Genomic DNA, 20,002 nt, shown 5'->3' on the forward strand with positions numbered 1-20,002 from the left:
TTAAATGAACCACGAAGGGATGAAGAACACGAAGGAAGAAAAGAAGAAGAGAGGGATGATTTTTTCGATTTAGATTCTGTTTGATATTTTGATTTTTACGTGAGGATTTATGACTGTAACTGTTCAAGTTAGCCCATCTTCTGTCTTTGTTGTCAGTGGTGGGGCAAAGGGAATCACTGCTCAATGTACGATTAAATTAGCTCAACATCAACGTTGTAAATTTATTCTTTTAGGTCGTTCAGAAATTACCACAGAACCTGAATATGTTCATGATTGTGTGGAAGATTCTGCTTTGAAAAAGCGCATTATGGAAAATTTGATTTCTCAAGGTGAGAAACCAACACCCATGATGGTACAAAAGATATTTAATCAAATTAATTCTAGTCGAGAAATTAAGAAGACCTTAGCAGCTATTGAAGCGACAGGAGGAACGGCTGAATATATCAGTGTTGATGTCACCGATACTGTAAAATTGCAAGCTAAATTACAAGAAGTTTCTCAAAAAGTTGGTCAAATTACCGGAATTATTCACGGTGCTGGTAACTTAGCCGATAAGTTAATTGAAAAAAAGACAGAAGATGATTTTGAGAAAGTTTACACAGCCAAAGTTCAGGGTTTAGAAAATCTTCTATCTTGTGTTAATCCCCAGCAATTACAACATTTAGTATTGTTTTCTTCCGTGACTGGATTTTATGGTAATATCGGTCAAAGTGATTATGCGATCGCTAACGAAATTCTCAGTAAATCAGCCCACTTAATGAAACAATATAACCCCAATTGTCATGTAGTGGCAATTAACTGGGGTGGTTGGGATAGTGGCATGGTGACACCACAATTAAAAAAAGCATTTGCAGAAAGAGGAATTAGTATTATTCCCGTAGAAGTTGGGACACAAATGTTAGTTAATGAACTACATCCAGCCTATCAAGATCATCCACAAGTTGTGATTGGTAGTCCCATGAAACTACCACCTGCTCCTTTAGGTTTAGAACTTCGTAGCTATCGTATTCGCAGAAGAATGACATTAGCAGAAAATCCATTTTTGCATGATCATACAATTGCAGGTTCACCAGTTTTACCAGCAACCTGTGCTAAATCATGGATGGTAAATGGCTGTGAAGAAATTTATCCAGGTTACACATATTTCAGTTGCCAAGACTTCAAAGTTTTAAAAGGAATTACCTTTAATTCTACCTTAGCTAAAGAACATATTCTAGAAATCCAAGAAGTTGCCAAAGTTGATGGTGATTTTGTCGAATTTCAGACCAAAATATTGAGTAAAACCCCCGAAGGTAGAACTCATTATCACTTTAGTTCTCTGATAAAACTGGTAAAAAATATGCCAGAAGCACCCATTTATGAAGCAATGGATCTCAGAGAAGATAATATCGTCACTGATACAGCCAAAGACTTCTATCAAAATGGTGATTTATCCCTATTTCATGGTCCCGCATTCCAAAAAATTACCAAAGTTTTAAATATTAGCTCAGAAAAACTCACAGCCGAATGTTGTTGGCAAGAAATCACAGCCAAAGAACAAGGACAATTTCCCGTAAAATGGCACAACCCTTACATAATTGATTTGAGTACCCAAACATTATGGTTATGGTTAAATTACATCCATAAAGAAGTTTGTTTACCAGGACAATTAACATACTGTGAACAATATCTAGCAGTACCATTCAACGTCCCCTTTTATGTTTCCTGTGAAATCATAGCCAAAACCGACACAGGTGCAACAGTCAACTTCATTATCCATGATCGTCAAGGAAAAATCTACTCCAAAATCTTAGGAGCAAAAGCCGTAATTTGGCCAATGAAAATGTTAAATAAAAAGTAAAAACCTAAATTCCGTAGGTTGGGTAGAACGAAGTGAAACCCAACATTTATAAACCTTTGTTAGGTTTCCTTCCGTCAACCCAACCTACAATTTTCTATCTTGCTTCTTCCTGCGTCCATAATCCGTAAACATTGGGGAATCGCGTAAATCCTAAATAACATAGGGAAAAGAGTAAATAATATCTCCTTCCCTCATCCCCCAATGAGGATTTCAAAAGTGGAAAAAATAGCAATCATCGGGTTATCTTGCCTATTTCCCGATGCGAATAATCCTGAAGAATTTTGGCAGAATCTCACCGCTCAAAAAGATTCCACATCATCTATAAGTGTAGCGGATTTGGGAATAGATCCCGCTATATTCTACGATCCAAATAAAGGTAAACCGGAAAAGTTCTACTTTCAAAAGGGTGGATTTATCCGCGACTTTAAATTTGATGCCAATGAGTATAACTTACCTCCGGCATTTCTGGAAAGCTTAGATAATACCTTTAAATGGTCATTATACGCCGCTAAACAAGCTATTGTTCAAAGTGGCTATCTGGGAAATCAAACTGCACTTGCAAAATGTGGCGTAGTTTTAGGAACTTTGGGATTACCAACCAAAGCTTCTAATAGTCTATTTGCTCCTATTTATCAGCAAAATATTGAACCTGCCATTGGTGAACTTTTACAGGAAAAAGACTTTCGTTTAGGAGGTTCATCAACCTCCACAAAAGTCTCTCCATACAATGCTATGGTTTCCGGTTTACCCGCTGCCATAGTTTCCAAGGCCTTTTCTTTATCTGCAACTCATTTCTGTATAGATGCTGCTTGTTCGTCATCATTTTACGCCATTAAATTAGCATCCCATTATCTACAATCTGGCAAAGCAGATTTGATGTTAGCTGGTGCAATTAGTTGTGCAGATCCATTATTTGTGAGAATGTTATTTTCTGGTATTCAAGGATATCCAGATAATGGCATTAGTCGTCCACTAGATAAGTCATCACGCGGGTTAATTACCTCCGAAGGCACAGGAATGGTAATGCTCAAAAGACATAGTGATGCTGTTAGAGATGGTGACGAGATTCTGGCAACAATTTGTGGTAATGGACTATCTAATGATGGTAAAGGTAAACACCTTCTTAGTCCTAATCCTCAAGGGCAAACTCTGGCATATCAAAGAGCTTATTCAGAAGCTAAACTTAACCCCGAAACTATTGATTATTTAGAGTGCCATGCCACCGGTACTCTATTGGGAGATACCACAGAATGTAACTCAATTGAAGGCTTTTTTAGTCCATATAAAGCAGCACCATTAGTAGGTTCAACAAAAACAAATGTTGGTCATTTACTAGTTGCTGCGGGCATGGTAGGCATAACCAAGACAATTTTAAGTATGTCTCATGGGGTTATTCCTCCAACTATTCATGTGACTCAACCCATAGGTTCTGAAAATAATGTTATCTCTCCACAAAACATTGTCAGAACTCCGACTAAATGGCCAAGTCAAGGAATTAAAAGAGTAGCTTTAAGTGCGTTTGGTTTTGGTGGAACAAACTCTCATATTATTCTAGAACAGGGAAAGTAAGCAAATGAATATTCAGCAACATAAGACCGCAAAAATGGCAATTGTGGGCATGGATGCCTTTTTTGGAGAATGTCAAGAATTAGATGCCTTTGAGAACAGTATTTACGATAGAAAACAGCATTTTGTCACCTTACCAGAATCAAGATGGCATGGTATTAATGAACAAGAAACTTTACTGCGAGAGTATGGGTTAGAAGCTGGGAAAGTCCCCCAAGGAGCGTATATTGATAATTTTGAAGTTGATACTTTAGCTTACAAAATTCCTCCTAATGAAGTTGAAAAAATCAACTCTCAACAACTTTTATTATTAAGAGTTGCTGACCGCGCCCTCAAAGATGCGGGACTTTCACCTAATAGCAACGTAGCGGTAATTATTGCCGCAGATACAGAATTATCTGTACACCAACTCCAGCAAAGATGGAATTTACCTTGGCAAATTAAAGATGGTTTAAATGGTGCAGAAATTGTTTTATCACCAGAAAAGATCCATCAATTAGAAGGCATAGTTCAAGATAGTATTCACAATCAAGTTGAACTTAGTGAATATCTCAGTCACGTTACCAATATTATGGCTAGTCGGATTTCCTCTTTATGGAATTTTTCTGGTCCATCTTTTACCATTAGTGCCGTCGAAACAGCCGCTTTTAAAGCCCTAGAACTAGCGCAAATGCTGCTAGATACTAATGAAGTAGATGCTGTAGTTGTGGGTGCTGTTGACTTAGCAGGAGGTGTAGAAAATGTCTTATTGCGAAGTCAATTTGGCAAAATTAATACAGGAGTCAATACCTTAAGTTTTGACGAAAAAGCCAATGGTTGGAATGTGGGAGAAGGTGCAGGTGCAGTTGTTCTTAAACGTCATGATACAGCGTTAGCAAATAATCAACGTATCTATGCAGTAATTGATGGTATTAGCATTGGTCAATCTTCCTCAATGGCTGTAGATAGCCATACCATTACCCAAGTATGTCAACAAGCTTTTCAACAAGCCGGCATTGAACCCACAAAAGTTAATTACTTAGAAGTCTGCGCTAGTGGTATTCCCGCAGAAGACGAAGCCGAAATTAACGGTATCCTCCAAGCTTATCCCTCAGTAGGAGATGGTTTACACTGCGCTATAGGTAGCGTTAAAGCTAATATTGGTCATACCTTCGTTGCATCTGGAATTGCCAGTTTAATTAAAACTGCACTGAGTATTTATCACAGATATATTCCCGGAACTCCTAATTGGTCTGGTGTGAAAACACCGCAAGTATGGGAAGGTAGTCCTTTCTATGTTGCCACAGAATCGAGACCTTGGTTTTTGCAAAAAGAGGTCAAATCTCGAATTTCCGCGATTAATAGTATTGGTTGTGACGGTTCTTTTGCCCATATCATCTTATCAGAAGAAACCGCACAACCAGAACGTACCAGCACATATTTAGAATCAAGACCTTTGCATTTATTACCCATTGCCGCAGATGATCAATCTAGCTTATTAGCAGCATTGGATCATTTGCAAGCAACAATTGAAAATGCTGATTCTCTCAAAAATATTGCAAGTCAAACCTTTGTTAAATTTCAACAAAATTCTGACAGCAAATATACACTTTCCCTAACTGGACGCAACCAAAAAGAATTAATTAAAGAAATTAATTCTGCGAAAAAAGGTGTAACTAATGCCTTTGCAAATGGTAAAGATTGGCAAACTCCCATAGGTAGTTATTTTACACCCAAACCCCTGGGTAAAGATGGAGAAATTGCCTTTGTTTATCCCGCTGCTGTTAATACTTACCTGGGTATTGGTCGGAGTCTTTTCCGTTTATTTCCTAAAGTCTTAGATGATGTGATTATCAAAAGTCTTGACGAACGGGCTGCGGATGTTGAAAAATTGGTATTTCCGAGAAGTTTGAGTAAATTGTCAACTCGACAATTAGAAATTCTAGAAAAGAAATTGTTAGATGACTCTCTGGCAATGTTTGAAGCAGAAGTGCTTTTTACCAGATTAATCTCCACAATTATTACTGAGGATTTCCAAATTAAACCTAAATATATTTTCGGATATAGCTTAGGTGAAACTAGCATGATGGTTGCTCAAGGAGTATGGAGTAATTTTTATGAAGTCAGTCACACATTTAATTCATCAGCTTTATTTGGAGACAGATTATCTGGTCCTAAAAATGCTGTCCGTGAGTATTGGGGACTACCAAAAACTGACATAGTTCCAGAAAATAAGTTATGGGCTAACTACGTTCTCATGGCTAGTCCAGCCCAAGTTAGAGAATGTTTAAAAAATGAAACTCACGTTTATTTGACACAGATTAATACAGCAGAAGAAGTATTAATTGCCGGAGAACCAGCCGCGTGTGAACGAGTAATTAAAACCCTGGGTTGTAATTCCTTTCCTGCTCCTTTTGATCATGTAATTCATTGTCAAGCAATGCAATCAGAATCTCAAGAATTGGAAAAATTATACACTATACCAGCGCAAAAAATACCCGGAATTAAGTTTTATTCTGCGGCTGAATATCAGTCAATTGAACTTGATAGCCAAGAAATTGCTCACAATATTGCTACAGGGTTATGTCAACAACTCGACTTTCCCCGCTTAGTTAATCGCGTTTATGGTGACGGGGCAAAAATATTTATTGAAGCTGGTGCTGGTGGTATTTGTTCACGCTGGATAGATAAAAATTTAGCTAATCAAGAACATCTTACCGTATCCCTAAACCGACGCGGTACAGATGACCATAGTTCCCTAATTAAAGCATTAGCAAAACTATTAAGTCATCAAGTCAAGTTGAATCTAGCTCCTTTATATAACCTATCCTCAGAAAATACCCAACAAAAAAAAGCTGCACTGAGGAAAGTTACATTAGGTGGTAGTTCCATGACTGCTGCAATTTTAAATGCAGAAAATCGCCAAATTTTTGCTAATAACCAAAAGCAAACAATTTCTACTCAGCCAGAGTATAAAATCATTAATTCTCTACAGACATCCGAGAAAATAGCACCCACAGAGATTTACCCTAAACCCCAACCAAAGCTACAAAAAAATACCATAAAAACGATCATGGAGAACGGTTTGGAATTGTCAAAGAAACTAAAATTCTTTGAGTCAACAAAAATCATTAAGCAAAACATAAATCAAGAATCTGGTGAAAAAATTAGCATGAATGATTTAAAAAAAGCTCAGTATCAAAACTTGAGTAACAATACTGCCAAATTAACTAAAACTCACACAAACTTCTTAGCAGCTAGACAGGATTTTAGTCAGCAAATGAGCGAAATTATTCAATTGCAACTAGCTTGCGCTCAAAACTTACTCAAGGAAGAGAAATAATTCACTTAGTGTTAAGTGTAAAACTCTTTTTTAACTAACCACAGAGGCACAGAGGACACAGAGGGAAGAAAAATGCTTAACTGAGACGTAAAAAGATTAATGCTCTTTCTCTGTACCTCTGCGTGAGCTAGATTCTTCATTTCACATCCTTTGCTTATAAATTGAGGAATAATTACCGTGACAACAATCGAGACGGTACTAAGTAAACATGATAATGGACTGGGTTTTTTCACCTGTAATCACCAAAACCAAATTTGGAAGGGTTCATTAGATTGTGTTAGCTTTGAAAAAAGTGCTATCAAAGATAAACTATTAACATCAGATAAACCTTGTTATATTATTAAAATAGCTGGGAAAATCGGTGCTACTAATGATGGTTATTTATCATCTGCTGATAATGCTTTATCTGGACAAGCAGAACTTTTAATATCACTCCCTCCCCTACGTTTACAACAACTTGGCGACCCTAGTTTTCTCGCCGCTTATGGTGTAAAATATGCCTATATGACAGGAGCAATGGCTGGGGGTATTGCTTCTGAAGAAATGGTAATTGCACTCGGAAAAGAGAAAATTTTAAGTTCTTTTGGTGCAGGTGGTTTACTTCCAGAACGCTTAGAAACTGCGATTAATACTATTCAAGAAGCGTTACCTAGTGGTCCTTATGCTTTCAATTTAATTCACAGTCCTAACGAACCAGCTATTGAACGCCGCGCTGTAGATTTATATCTGAAATATGGTGTCAGAACTGTAGAAGCATCAGCATTTTTAGACTTAACTCCTAATATCGTTTATTATCGAGTTGCTGGGTTAAGATTAAATGCAGCTAATCAAATTGATATCCGAAATAAGGTAATAGCTAAAGTTTCTCGTCGAGAAGTTGCCACTAAATTTTTACAACCAGCACCGGAACGAATTCTCAAAGAGTTACTTCAGCAAGGACTAATTACCGAATTGCAAGCTAATTTGGCTAGACAAGTGCCAATGGCTGATGATATTACCGTTGAGGCTGATTCTGGTGGGCATACAGATAATCGTCCTTTAGTATGTTTATTACCATCAATTGTTGCCCTCAGAGATGAAATTCAAGGGCAATATAATTACTCAGTTCCTATTAGAATTGGCGTGGCTGGAGGCATTGGTACACCAGAAGCAGCATTAGCTGGTTTTATGATGGGTGCTGCTTATATAATGACTGGTTCAATTAATCAATCTTGTGTGGAATCTGGCGCTTGTGAACATACTAAAAAGTTGTTAGCACAAGCAGAAATGGCAGATATGACAATGGCTCCCGCAGCCGATATGTTTGAAATGGGAGTCAAATTACAAGTTCTCAAACGGGGGACAATGTTTCCCATGCGAGCGCAAAAACTATATGAATTGTATCGCACTTACGACTCTATTGAACAGATTCCCTCAGCAGAAAAAGAGAAGCTAGAAAAACAAATTTTCCGTAAAAGTCTTGCGGAAGTTTGGGAAGGTGCAGCGGCTTATTTATCCCAAAAAAATCCTGAAAAATTGGGTAAAGCTGTTAATAATCCTAAATTGAAAATGGCTGTCATCTTTCGTTGGTATTTAGGATTATCTTCTCGGTGGTCTAGCACTGGTGAAAAAGGTCGGGAAGTTGATTATCAAATATGGTGTGGTCCAGCTATGGGTGGTTTCAATGACTGGGTGCGTGGTTCATATTTGTCAGAATATAATCAGCGTCATGTTGTTGATGTTGCTGACCAAATTATGAGGGGGACAGCATTTTTATATCGTAGTCACAGTTTAAAAATGCAGGGTTTACAAATGCCTACTTATTACAGTCAATATCAACCAATTCCTTCTACATTGGAGAAGTAAAAATGAGTTTAAAACAGTCTTGTACTTCTGAAAGTATTCAATCATTTCTAGTTTCCCATCTCGCGGAAGTTGTCGGAGTTGAAACCGCAGAAATTGATGTTGATGAAAACTTAGAAAATTATGGTTTGGATTCTGCTCAAGCCATGATGATCATTAGTAAATTAGAGGAATTACTAGGTTTTAAACCTTCTCCTATTTTACTTTGGCATTATCCTAATATTGCGGCACTTTCCCAACGATTGTCAGAAGAATCTAGTAATGGTTCTCAGCTACAAGATGCAGGTTCTGGAACAAATTCCCCTGTTAGTTTTGCTCCTCCTCTTCTAGATTTGGCTGCGGAAGCTGTTCTAGACCCCACTATTCAACCCATAGGCACTGCTGTTTCTGTTACTAACCCTAAAAATATCTTTTTAACCGGGGGAACAGGTTATTTAGGTGCTTTCATTATCAAGGAATTACTAGAAGTATCGGACGCAACTCTTTATTGCTTAGTCCGTGCTAGTAATTTGGAAGAAGGTAAAAGCAAATTAGAAAATAATTTGCAACAATATGGCATTTGGCAAGATCATTATAGTGGCAGAATTATTCCCATTATTGGGGATTTAGCACAGCCACATTTAGGAATTAATGCAGAACAATTTCAAAATCTAGCTGCTAATATTGATACTATTTATCATAGTGCAGCTTTACTGAATTATGTTTATCCTTACTCAGCATTAAAAACAGCGAATGTTTTGGGTACACAGGAAGTTTTGCGTTTGGCTTGTCAAACTAAAGTTAAGCCATTGCATTATGTTTCTAGTGTGGCTGTTTTTGAATCCAGTGCTTATGCTGGTAAGTTAGTTAAAGAAGATGATGATTTTCATGATTGGGAAGGTATTTTCCTCGGTTATTCCCAAACTAAATGGGTGGCAGAAAAATTAGTAAAAATTGCTGGTAGTCGAGGATTACCTATTACTATTCATAGACCTCCTTTAATTTCTGGAGATAGCCAAACCGGGATTTGTAATACCCATGATTTCATCAATTTGATGATTAAAGGTTGTCTGCAAATGGGTTCTTTCCCTGATGTAGATTATATGTTGGATATGTCTCCTGTTGATTATGTGAGCAAATCTGTTGTTTATCTTTCTCGACAAGAAACATCTGTAGGTAAGGCTTTCCATTTACAACATCCTCAACCTGCTTCTTTAAAATCTTTAGTTGATTGGGTGCGTTCTTTTGGATTTTCACTGAAGATGATTCCTTATGAAGAGTGGCAAGCAGAGTTAATTAATAATGTCACATCTCAAGACAATCCTTTATATACTTTACGTCCATTTTTACTAGAACGTTGGTCTGATGAACAAATCACCATTCCTGATTTGTATTTACAAGCAAGAAGACCAATTATCAGTTGCGAAGAAACTCTAGCAGCATTAAAAGGTAGTTCCATTGTTTGTCCGACCATTGATTCTCAATTGTTGATGACTTACACATCTTACTTAGTACAAACTGGTTTCCTAAGTCTTGCTTAATATCAATTTTAGGTGAAGCTGCACATAATTATTAAATCCAGAGTTTATCTGCCTTCATCTGCGGTCAATTATTCTGGAAATATTAATTATATGCAGCTTTATTTGAATTTGTTATAATATAGGGATATTGGCAGAATTTGTTAGTGCCAATTTCAGCTAACTCAACTTTCTTAAAATGAATATAAAGTGTCAGGGAACAGTTTTGATTACGGGTGCAGCTAATGGTATCGGTTATCAATTAGCTCGTATTTTTGCTCATAATAATTATAATCTAGTCTTGGTAGATAGACTAGAAGAAAAAATCACAAAAATAGCTGTTGATTTTGCAGAAGAATTTGGAATTTCTGTTAAACCTATTATTAAAGATTTATCTATATCTATATCTCCTGAAGAAATTTTCACAGAATTACAAGAATCTGGTATCAAAGTTGATATTCTGGTAAATAATGCCGGGTTTGGTACTTATGGGTTATTTAATGAAACTAATCTCAAGACTGAATTGGAAATGTTGCAGGTAAATTTAGTTTGTCTGACCCATTTAACTAAGTTGTTTCTCAAAGAAATGGTTAAACAAGGTCATGGCAAGATATTAAATGTTGCTTCTGCGGCTGCATTTCAACCAGGTCCGTTAATGGCAGTGTATTTTGCCACTAAGGCTTATATTTTATCATTCTCAGAAGCGATCGCTAATGAATTAGAAGGTACAGGTGTCACCGTCACAGTTCTTTGTCCAGGTTCAACTGCATCTGCTTTTCATGAAAGAACCGGCATGGCAGATTCTAAAATGCTGAAGGGGAAAAATATGATGGATGCGGAAACTGTGGCTCAGATGGGCTATGATGCGTTAATGAGAGGAAAGACAATTGTTATTCCTGGGTTTATGAATAAAATGATGTCAAAATGTGTGCGGTTTATTCCTAGGAAAATGGTGACGAAAATTGTGAGAAGTATGCAGGAAGACAAGTAATAAAAAGTAAAATCTCCCAAGACCTCTTCCCTGTCCCCTTGTCATAAAAACGAATTTTAACGCCACATAAAGTTCTTGGCGATTTATTAATGTTTCATCTGGATTTGGAAATTAGGCAATTATTTTTGCGATTCAGATTCATAAGTACTTAGACAGAATTAATTACATATTAGTTATTTACCAATTCTTTACCAGTCAAGGATTTCAGCCCTGATGTTTGTGTAATTAATTTTTTCCAGGTACTTATTTTGACGGATGAGGGTTAACCTCACCATCAGATTCTTGAGCAGATTTAGCGACATATATACCAACTAAAACTACAATAAAAGCTAACCCATTTAGGAGACTTAAATCTTCACCAAAGAAGATCCATGCAAGAATTGTAGCAATGATCGGCTCAAGCAGAAGGAACAAAGAAATAAATCCTGAAGAGAAGTGTTTGAGGCTATAGAAGAGAATCCCCGAACCAATCACTTGGCAGAAAATAGCTAGAAAGATGACTGGTAACCATCCCTGCCAGGAAGATGGGAAAATTTTATCTTCAGTTAATATCACTACTGGAAATGTCAAAAATATTCGGAAAAAACAAGACCATAATAATATGCTTATTGTCGAAAACTTGACTCTTAATTTTTCTACCACTAAATTGTTAGCTCCAAAAAATATAGCAGACAGTAAAGCTAAACTATCACCATTCAGATGATCTGTAGAAATTTGTAAATCTTGAATGCTAATAGTTATAGCTCCTCCTATAGCTAAAACCATACCGATGAGAAATTTACTGTTAAAGGAATAATTTAATAGCAGCCATCCCCCTAATATGGTGAAAATTGGGGTCATATTATGTAATAAATTCGCGTTAGCAACGCTTGTTGTAGTTATAGACCAAGCCCAGGAAAGCTGGGAAAGTGAAATTAAGATAGCCGTTAACACCAATAGTGATATATCGAATATTGTATAACTTTCTTTTACACTGGAAGTATCTTGGAATAGTTGAGAAGCTAAATATTTACCACCTTTCCACAGTCCTAGAATAAAAGTGGCTATCCAGAAGCGATTGAAAATCGTAGCATTAGGACCAATATATTGTTCGCTAAATTTGATTAAGATTGCTGCTAGTGATAAAGTAAATACTGCTACGAACAATAAAATCATCTGTATTTTATCGGATCTAAAATCTGTCTGTTGCTCTGGCAATTCCACGGTATTAGTCATAATGATTTTGTTGCAAAGACTTTTGGAGGTAATGTTGTACAAAATAAACAGGGCGGGTAAGGAGTCCCACCCCACAATAATTAAACTTGTTTTAAGTTATACAGTTTAAATTCCGAACAGCTTACTATTTGAGAGTTGAAAGATAAGACAACATCCGCCCATACTGTGCTGTTCCCGCTGCTATTGCTAAATGTGATCCCAGAAGAATTTGGTCAACTTCTGCTTGATTTAACCTCGGCTCTTGATTAGCTATACCGGCAAGTAACTCTCTTGTGTGATATTGATCAATGGCTAGGTGAGCAGTAAAATAAATACTCAAATCTTCCTGATCAATACCAACTCTTTTTAAACCCGCAATAATTCTTTCAAAATGTGGATGCACCCAACTTTCAAATATCAAGAAAGCTCCATATGCCATATATTTGTATCCTGGACGTGTCAACAGCATATTAAATGAGTTTGATGTTATCTTAGCGTACCAGGGACTCGTTAGTTTTCGATAATCAGATAGTTGATTCCAACCATTTAATTCTTCCAACAACATTCTTAACCAATATGTGTGGAAATCATTAAGCTTGCCACGACCGCACTCATCCCAAAGATTTGATGCAACTACCTTTTTTAGTAGCCCTTGTAAACCCTTTACCAGTAAAGCTACCTCATCATCAACCACCTCATTGCGGATGACTTCATTTTGTAAAAAAGTTATAACAGACGTTTTTGAGGCCTTTGTCGCAATATAATCAAATAGTTCGTGGTAAACGCCGGAATTATCAAGTATTTTTTTGTTAAGATAATCAACCGCTTCACCCTGATTTAGCTGTTGGGGAATTACTGGTATATCTAACCAATAATTCATTAATTCTCTTTCTAAAACAATCTTTAATTGCTGTAATTTTATTTCTAATTCTTCATTGGTCGTGATATAGCAAGGGCTATCTTCATAACCGAGTACATACGCATAAATTAATCCTAAACTTTCGTGAATAAATTTACCATGTTCTTCAGAATTATCCCTGCTTTTAGCTAATATTTCATATTGCTGAGTTACATCTAAATAAAGAAAGTCTTTGATTAAACCGCTGAAACCCTGAAATTTGTTGACAGGAGGCCAACTCCGATCTTGTAAATTTGAGGACTTTTCCTGTAACTGATTAATACTTAGCACCTGACAACTCCTTTAAAATTCAAGTAGTATACAACTGATTTAGATTTACATAACACAATGCCAACACTTGTATCCCGTTGCATTGATATTAAATATTATCTCCCTGTCCAATTTGTGATTTGCCCTTAATCAAGATTCAACCAAAAGCCAACCCCCGTAGCCAGGGCTTTCTCGTAGATGCTTTGGGAACAAGCCATATCTTCAATTGCCATTCCCATGGGATTAAGAACGATGATTTCTTCATTTGACTCCCGACCTGATCGGTTTCCAAGGATTATTTCACCTAGTTCCGCGTGTAGATGCTCGCGGGAAAAGCTCCCTTCAATTACTAACTGATTAATTATTTTCTTCTCACGATTGGATTGTTCCCAGTCGTCCACTACTACCTTATCAGCTTTCAAGAAGACCTCTTTGTGTAGGTCCATAATGGAAATATTGCTCACAAAAGTTCCTTTTTGCAGCCATTCGTAGGGTATATAGGGTTTGTCCGTAACCGTACAGGTTATAACCACCTCGCCCTGGCGCACTGCTTCCTCTGCCGTTGCTGCAATATGGTATTCCACTCCTGGGAAGTGTTGGTTTAGCTCAAGAACTAAATTCTTAGCAGCGAGGGAGTTGAGGTCGAATAGATAAATGGTAGTAATTAAAGGGAATTGCTCAAGAATTGTCAATAGTTGCATCTTGGCAATGGGTCCACAGCCAATGCAGGTTACACGAGAAAAACCTGTTCGCGCTAGGTACTTAGCCGCTACCGAAGTAACAGCCGCGGTTCGCATACCGCTGATTAGACTGCCCTCAAGAATAGCAATTGGGTAATGAGTTTGGGTGTCATTCAGAATGATGATTGCACTAGCTCGGTCTATACCGTGTACAGAAGGATTATCATGCTTACTTCCAACCCACTTTAAACCAGCGACTGGGTTATCACCACCCAAATAGGCCGGCATGGCTATTATCCGGTCAGCAATATGATTTTCATCACCGCGCCAGCGCAAATATGGCTTGAGGGGTTGGACAATTTTGCCCTCAGCGTGAAGAACAAGAGCATGGCTGACTGCATCTATGTACAACTGAGAAGAATTTCCGCACAGTTGAATAATGTCTGATTTGCTCAGATAAAGAATCTTTGGCGGTTGTGTAAGTCGGGAGGTCATATTTTTTTTGATGGGGATAAGTGCTAGATTCGTTTGTAAACTAGACCATCTGGGTGATCATACCAGGTAGTTTAGCCGTTGTTAGTGGCGTGGGCAATTGCATTAACCAGTTATCGTTATAGACTGAATTTAAGTACCGTTCTCCTCGATCAGGTAAAATAGTGAGGACACGGTAAGAAGAAGGCAAAGTCGGGATGAGTTTCTGAATAGCGGCAATCACTGACCCTGAAGAACCACCAGCAAAAATACCTTCATGTTCAAGAAGAGCGCGACACCCCAAAGCGGACTCTCTATCGTTAACGTAAATAACTTCATCTACTTCAAGCTGACTGCTAAGTTCAGGTACCCGACTTGCACCAATGCCAGGTATCTCCCTCGCGCCTGGTTGTGCCCCAAAAATAACCGAACCCACAGCATCCACGGCAAAAACTCGCAAGTTAGGAAACTCCTGACGGAGACGTTTCGACACTCCCAATAGTGTTCCTGTGGTACTGGTAGCAATGATTAGACAATCAATGGGGTGGTCTAGACTGGAAACAATTTCAGCACCAGTCCCATAGTAATGTGCCTTCCAGTTAAGTTCGTTAGCATACTGGTTAATCCAATAACTTTGGGGAATGGTCTTTAATAATTCCTGCACCCGTTTAATTCTAGACTGTAGATAGCCGCCTTGATTGTCAGGTGTGTCAACCATCTCAATATTAGCCCCCAAAAGCTTCAACATCTGTAAGTTCACTGTTGATATTTTAGGATCTACTACACACGTGAATTTAAGCTCGTGGACTCGTGCCAGCATGGCCAAGGCAATACCTAAGTTCCCAGACGTACTTTCAATTAGGTGGGTTTTTCTAGAAATGCTTCCATCCTGCAACCCTTGTTCAATAATAAAGCGAGCCGGACGGTCTTTAATACTACCTCCAGGATTTAAAAATTCCAGTTTTGCTATAACTTTAATGTTTTTATAGGGGAATAATCTAGACAAAAATACTAAGGGTGTTTGACCTATAGAGCTTGCTACTGATTCATGAATCATCTTAAACTACACCATAGATTGCGTTTTTCACTGACTAATGTAACACGGTGTAAATAACATGACCATATAAAAGCCAAGAAAATTTGATTGATTACGAGGCTCAAAAATGGTAGGTATATTTATACAGCAAAACACATGATTAATAATATCACGGGGAGAACTTTGTATTAAAGAAATTGATTTAAGAATCTTGTCATGAGGAAAATTTTTAGGAACTATGCACTATACAAATTAACCATGATTATTAAATCTTATACTATAATATCAAAAAATATTGGCAGGCGATAGCGTAACCTACGGGAAGCAAGCTACGCGGAGCGTCCCGCAGGGAACTAGTGCTGTTGCAAGCAGTTCGCTAAAACCAAATCTCCAAACAACCAATTTTCGTTGTGTGATAGTTTAGGGTGCGGAAGGTAGGATACAATAGACATCTCCAAAAAAAATGTAGATCCGAGAATCCCTACCCGCTTCTACGATAGGCGTATTTCATTTCTGGAGATGTCTAATTAAGAATGGAAAACTCAGGTAATGAGATTCTGACGAATCAAAGAATCATAAAGAGAAGAAAGCTTTTTGAGCACTTCTTCAGGATCTCTATTTGCCACCGCGATCATACCCCAACAACCAGGAATTGAGGCAATCGTGGTGGCATAAGTTTCTGTATCAGTAACAACATTAGTGATTTGTCGAATAACGGGGAGTGTGCCCTGAAGGGTTGGACGTATCACCCTGGTAACTGCATAAAAGTGATCATCTGTCCAGAATGAATGGTGATCCTTAACCTTTTCTCTAAAGATTCTGAGACATTCGGCACCATTGAAAGAAACATTCGGGTCTTGTGCGGCTACCAGCACCTCGTCCTCAAATACTCCCCCGATTCTACCAATAGCGAAATCAAAGCCGGCAATCATTAAGCCAAGGTTTTTACTTTGAAAGGCACATAGAAAATCGTTCATTGTTTCAGCAATAATCTGATAATGTGCTTTGGAGACTCCGAATAAATCCCCAACTGCTTCGTTAATATAAATATTACCTTTCCAGGAAGTTCCCTGTGTCATTTGCAGGGTTAAACCTTCTGCAACCTCTCCCCAACGGATATGTGCAGAGGGTGTAGTTTTCAGCATTTGTCCACCTACGTTAACTTGCAGATATTCAATATGTGCTTCGAGGAGATAGTCATCTCCATGCTGATAAGCATCCTTGGCAAGATCCTCGATTTTCAATTCATCTCTGAGATCAAGACCCGCAAAAATACGTGCGCCATCAGCTGCTTCGGAAGCTTTTAGACAAGCGCGTTCAAGTCCATATCTTGTCTTGAGCAACCTTGTGGCCTGAATTGTTTGCTGAACAAAAGAGTCTATATCTTCTCCCGAACGTTCAATTGTATAGCCCGGTAGTACGGGAATCGTCAGGTTTAGTTTTTTATATAAAAGTGAAGAACGTGATTCAACCTCTAATATATGTCGAGGGGAGTGGTTTAGTAAAATTGTTTCCAGTGCCAGTGCGTCTCGAACTGTTGGATAGAGTATACTTTTGCGATTCCAAGATTGAGCTACATCAGGAGTATTGGTGTCTATAGATAGGTTTTCTAAATTTGCCAAGCGCTTTAGCCAGATAAGAAATATTTGCATCTCTTTCTCCAGGTTATACACGCGAACAATCGTATATTCGTTACTTCTCAAGAACTCAAGGATCTGATTGATTTCTAAACTGGGTGAGATTAGATGTTCTTCAGCAAGTAGTAGCAGCGCATGGGAAAGGTAGTAGTAATCAATACCCGGAATTTCAATGGCATTAATCTTCTCCAATTCAACTGCGGTTTTCCACGGGTTAGTACGACCAATCGCTAGATCCTGTTGTCGCGCAAAATAAGCGGAACGAGCTTCAGCATAAGTTGTGTGGTCTAAAGGAGTCGGACCATTCATCAGATCGAGGAGATCTTGTTCAAAGGATTTGACATCGGGGGTTTGTGAGTGCATGATTAGGGCCGGCCAATTCTTTCCGAGGGGAGTAGGCTGTAATTCCTGAGATGCTACTTTTTGCAATTCTGTGATGTCTATCCCCAAAAGCTTTAGACACAGTGCTGCAATTTCTTCAGTGGTCAAAGTCAGAGGTCCAGTATAAAAACCTTTCCACCTAACTCTTCGTTCATCATCAAATACTAAATCCCACTGGTATTCTAGTGATGTCGTGGGTTCTAACTGCTCTAGGAAAACTTTTTCGCATTGGAACATCGAATATTCTCCTTTCTTCTCTTCGTTTTTGTGAGATCCCATGACGATACTTTTTTACTAACTAATATTAATCAACAAACACATACAGCGTTTTCCTCTGAAGATGAGGTACAAAGTTGAATTATGAAACTCTTGTGATGCGGGCATCTTGCCAGCTAGATATGTACCTCATAACACCGGGAAGTGCTGTAAGTTAAGATTTCTCCCAAAAGGTGTTTTGCTACTATATAAAACCTAGACAAAACTAGACTTTACTTTTTACTTCAACAGGAGGATGGGATCGGTTATTTCTCAGTAGATTTACACGCTGTAGCCAAACGCGATAGATTAACTCTCATTGCCAAGGCTACAGATTAACTCTCGCTGAGTGTATCACAAGTGAGGAATAGTTAGCAAATTACTAATTAGACTCATCGCCTCACATTATAATAATGACAGAATTTAATTTTATCTGGCTCTTGCGTCTCTTTTATGGTGATTGAGGATTGATGATAACAAAACCCTTACGGGACAAGGGTTATAAACAATTATTTCCATATTTTCAATGAAATGCCTACACAATAAGGCTTTCAATGATTTTGAACCAGGTTTTCCATAAAAATAACCGAAGAACCTTTTATCTTTTTTTACTGATGTTTTTTCTGTCAGACGTTCCGCAATTGCAACTATAGCTATCAATACCCCAAATCAGCAACGCCATTTATCTATATCTACATCTCCTGAAGAAATTTTCTCGGAATTATAAGAAGCTGGTATTAAAGTTAATATCCTGGTAAGTAATGCCGGATTTGGTAACTATGGATTATTTAATGAAACTAACTTAAATAATGAACTAGAAATGCTGCAAGTAAATCTAGTTTGTTTAACCCAGTTAACAAAATTATTTCTCAAAGACATGGTTAAACAAGGTTATGGGAAAATATTAAATGTTTCTTCTGCCGCTGCTTTTCAACCAGGTCCATTAATGGCAGTTTATTTTGCCACCAAAGCCTATATTTTATCATTCTCAGAAGCGATCGCTAATGAATTAGAAGGTACAGGTGTCACCGTCACAGTTCTTTGTCCAGGTTCAACTGCATCTGCTTTTCATGAAAGAACCGGCATGGCAGATTCTAAAATGCTGAAGGGGAAAAATATGATGGATGCGGAAACTGTGGCTCAGATGGGCTATGATGCGTTAATGAGAGGAAAGACAATTGTTATTCCTGGGTTTATGAATAAAATGATGTCAAAATGTGTGAGGTTTATTCCTAGAAAACTTGTCACAAAGATTGTCAGAAGTATGCAGGAAGAGAAGTAGGGGTTTAGGACTGCTGAACCGTCACAAAATTAGATCATGATAGAATCTTATTAATATCACAATTATTAACTCTGTGTTGATATTATGCAAACACAAACACGATACTACACACCAGAAGAATACTTAGAACTCGAAGAACAAGCAGAGTATAAAAGCGAATATCGAGATGGAGAAATTATAGCTATGACTGGAGGAACAACAAATCATAATAAAATAGCTCTTAATTTCGCAGCTTCCTTAAAATACGGATTAAGAAAGAAAAACTATGACGTTTATATTGGTGATGTCCGCTTGTGGATACCGCGTTATCGTCAACATACATACCCTGATGTGATGATAATTCAAGGAGAACCTATTTATGCTACTGAAAATACTACCACTGTGATGAATCCTTTATTAATTGCTGAAGTTTCATCTAAATCAACTAGTAATTATGACCAAAGTGATAAATTCATGTATTATCGTTCTATACCTGAATTTAAAGAATATATTTTAATCAATCAATATCAATATCATGTCATGCAATATGTGAAAACAAATGATGGTAAATGGATATTCACAGAGTTAGAATCGGAATCAGATATTTTAACATTACAAACTATAGATTTTCAGATTGCTTTAAGTGAAATATATGAACAGGTAAATTTTACCCAAAGCAATGAAAATCAAGAATAATCATAATGTATCTTTGATATCCTGTATTTGCTGTTATACTGATTTGCCGTGAGACTAAAATTCATACCCTTAATCAGCAATGCCGAATTTTGGGCTTTGGTGGGTGAAGGTATGATTTTTCAGGCTTCGCCCCGCTTCGCTAACACGCAGAGGCGCAGAGTCGCAG

The 20,002-nt window shown here is 37.7% G+C and carries 12 protein-coding genes and 1 pseudogene; 8 read left to right on the top strand and 5 right to left on the bottom strand.

The features are described from left to right. Window positions 1-109 precede the first annotated feature (109 nt). The 6 genes from AN486_RS08310 (at window position 110) to AN486_RS08335 (ending at window position 11,057) form a co-directional block, all read left to right on the top strand. Window positions 110-1,840 (top strand): SDR family NAD(P)-dependent oxidoreductase, encoded by a 1,731-nt coding sequence (locus AN486_RS08310; RefSeq protein WP_290600125.1) that lies wholly within the window; start codon window positions 110-112, stop codon window positions 1,838-1,840. Between the two features lie 216 nt (window positions 1,841-2,056). Continuing rightward, window positions 2,057-3,409, top strand: coding sequence for a polyketide synthase (locus AN486_RS08315; RefSeq protein ID WP_290600126.1), 1,353 nt, complete (start codon window positions 2,057-2,059; stop codon window positions 3,407-3,409). A 4-nt stretch (window positions 3,410-3,413) separates the two neighbouring features. Further along, window positions 3,414-6,728 carry a type I polyketide synthase gene (locus AN486_RS08320; RefSeq protein ID WP_290600127.1) on the top strand — a complete coding sequence of 1,105 codons (3,315 nt, stop codon included), beginning with the start codon at window positions 3,414-3,416 and terminating at the stop codon, window positions 6,726-6,728. Window positions 6,729-6,905: 177 nt separating this feature from the next. Further along, the gene (locus tag AN486_RS08325) at window positions 6,906-8,573 is read left to right on the top strand and encodes a PfaD family polyunsaturated fatty acid/polyketide biosynthesis protein (RefSeq protein WP_053537787.1); all 1,668 of its coding nucleotides are present in this window, start codon (window positions 6,906-6,908) and stop codon (window positions 8,571-8,573) included. A 2-nt stretch (window positions 8,574-8,575) separates the two neighbouring features. Further along, on the top strand, window positions 8,576-10,090 hold the full coding sequence (locus tag AN486_RS08330) for a thioester reductase domain-containing protein (RefSeq protein ID WP_290600128.1): 1,515 nt from the start codon (window positions 8,576-8,578) through the stop codon (window positions 10,088-10,090). Window positions 10,091-10,265: 175 nt separating this feature from the next. Beyond that, a complete protein-coding gene (locus AN486_RS08335; RefSeq protein ID WP_290600129.1) occupies window positions 10,266-11,057 on the top strand; it encodes an SDR family oxidoreductase in 792 nt (263 codons plus the stop codon). Between the two features lie 243 nt (window positions 11,058-11,300). Here AN486_RS08335 and AN486_RS08340 read toward each other — a convergent pair whose 3' ends face one another. The 5 genes from AN486_RS08340 to AN486_RS08360 all read right to left on the bottom strand — a co-directional run bounded on the left by AN486_RS08340 (window position 11,301) and on the right by AN486_RS08360 (window position 17,903). Then, the gene (locus AN486_RS08340) at window positions 11,301-12,272 is read right to left on the bottom strand and encodes a DMT family transporter (protein ID WP_290600130.1); all 972 of its coding nucleotides are present in this window, start codon (window positions 12,270-12,272) and stop codon (window positions 11,301-11,303) included. A 124-nt stretch (window positions 12,273-12,396) separates the two neighbouring features. Further along, complete coding sequence (locus AN486_RS08345) at window positions 12,397-13,440, bottom strand: iron-containing redox enzyme family protein (protein WP_290600131.1); 1,044 nt, start codon at window positions 13,438-13,440, stop codon at window positions 12,397-12,399. 125 nt (window positions 13,441-13,565) lie between these two features. Beyond that, entirely contained in the window at window positions 13,566-14,594 is a 1,029-nt protein-coding gene (gene sbnB / locus AN486_RS08350) for a 2,3-diaminopropionate biosynthesis protein SbnB (RefSeq protein WP_290600132.1), read from the bottom strand. 40 nt (window positions 14,595-14,634) lie between these two features. Continuing rightward, complete coding sequence (sbnA, locus tag AN486_RS08355; protein ID WP_290600133.1) at window positions 14,635-15,627, bottom strand: 2,3-diaminopropionate biosynthesis protein SbnA; 993 nt, start codon at window positions 15,625-15,627, stop codon at window positions 14,635-14,637. Window positions 15,628-16,148: 521 nt separating this feature from the next. Further along, the gene (locus AN486_RS08360) at window positions 16,149-17,903 is read right to left on the bottom strand and encodes a hypothetical protein (RefSeq protein WP_290600134.1); all 1,755 of its coding nucleotides are present in this window, start codon (window positions 17,901-17,903) and stop codon (window positions 16,149-16,151) included. Window positions 17,904-18,555: 652 nt separating this feature from the next. Between AN486_RS08360 and AN486_RS08365 the strand changes: the two are divergent. Together AN486_RS08365 and AN486_RS08370 are read left to right on the top strand one after the other, a co-directional pair. Continuing rightward, window positions 18,556-19,161, top strand: a pseudogene (locus tag AN486_RS08365) (SDR family NAD(P)-dependent oxidoreductase); the annotation flags it as partial. 84 nt (window positions 19,162-19,245) lie between these two features. Then, window positions 19,246-19,836 (top strand): Uma2 family endonuclease, encoded by a 591-nt coding sequence (locus AN486_RS08370; RefSeq protein ID WP_053537790.1) that lies wholly within the window; start codon window positions 19,246-19,248, stop codon window positions 19,834-19,836. Window positions 19,837-20,002 lie beyond the last annotated feature (166 nt).

It is taken from the genome of Anabaena sp. AL93 (assembly GCF_001672085.1).
Lineage (GTDB): Bacteria > Cyanobacteriota > Cyanobacteriia > Cyanobacteriales > Nostocaceae > Dolichospermum > Dolichospermum heterosporum.

Excerpts from the sequence above, each read along its gene's own strand:
- AN486_RS08360 (WP_290600134.1), bottom strand. The coding sequence starts at position 17,903 with ATGGGATCTCACAAAAACGAAGAGAAGAAAGGAGAATATTCGATGTTC.
- AN486_RS08370 (WP_053537790.1), top strand. The coding sequence starts at position 19,246 with ATGCAAACACAAACACGATACTACACACCAGAAGAATACTTAGAACTC.
- sbnA (WP_290600133.1), bottom strand. The coding sequence starts at position 15,627 with ATGATTCATGAATCAGTAGCAAGCTCTATAGGTCAAACACCCTTAGTA.
- AN486_RS08310 (WP_290600125.1), top strand. The coding sequence starts at position 110 with ATGACTGTAACTGTTCAAGTTAGCCCATCTTCTGTCTTTGTTGTCAGT.
- AN486_RS08335 (WP_290600129.1), top strand. The coding sequence starts at position 10,266 with ATGAATATAAAGTGTCAGGGAACAGTTTTGATTACGGGTGCAGCTAAT.
- sbnB (WP_290600132.1), bottom strand. The coding sequence starts at position 14,594 with ATGACCTCCCGACTTACACAACCGCCAAAGATTCTTTATCTGAGCAAA.
- AN486_RS08340 (WP_290600130.1), bottom strand. The coding sequence starts at position 12,272 with ATGACTAATACCGTGGAATTGCCAGAGCAACAGACAGATTTTAGATCC.
- AN486_RS08320 (WP_290600127.1), top strand. The coding sequence starts at position 3,414 with ATGAATATTCAGCAACATAAGACCGCAAAAATGGCAATTGTGGGCATG.
- AN486_RS08330 (WP_290600128.1), top strand. The coding sequence starts at position 8,576 with ATGAGTTTAAAACAGTCTTGTACTTCTGAAAGTATTCAATCATTTCTA.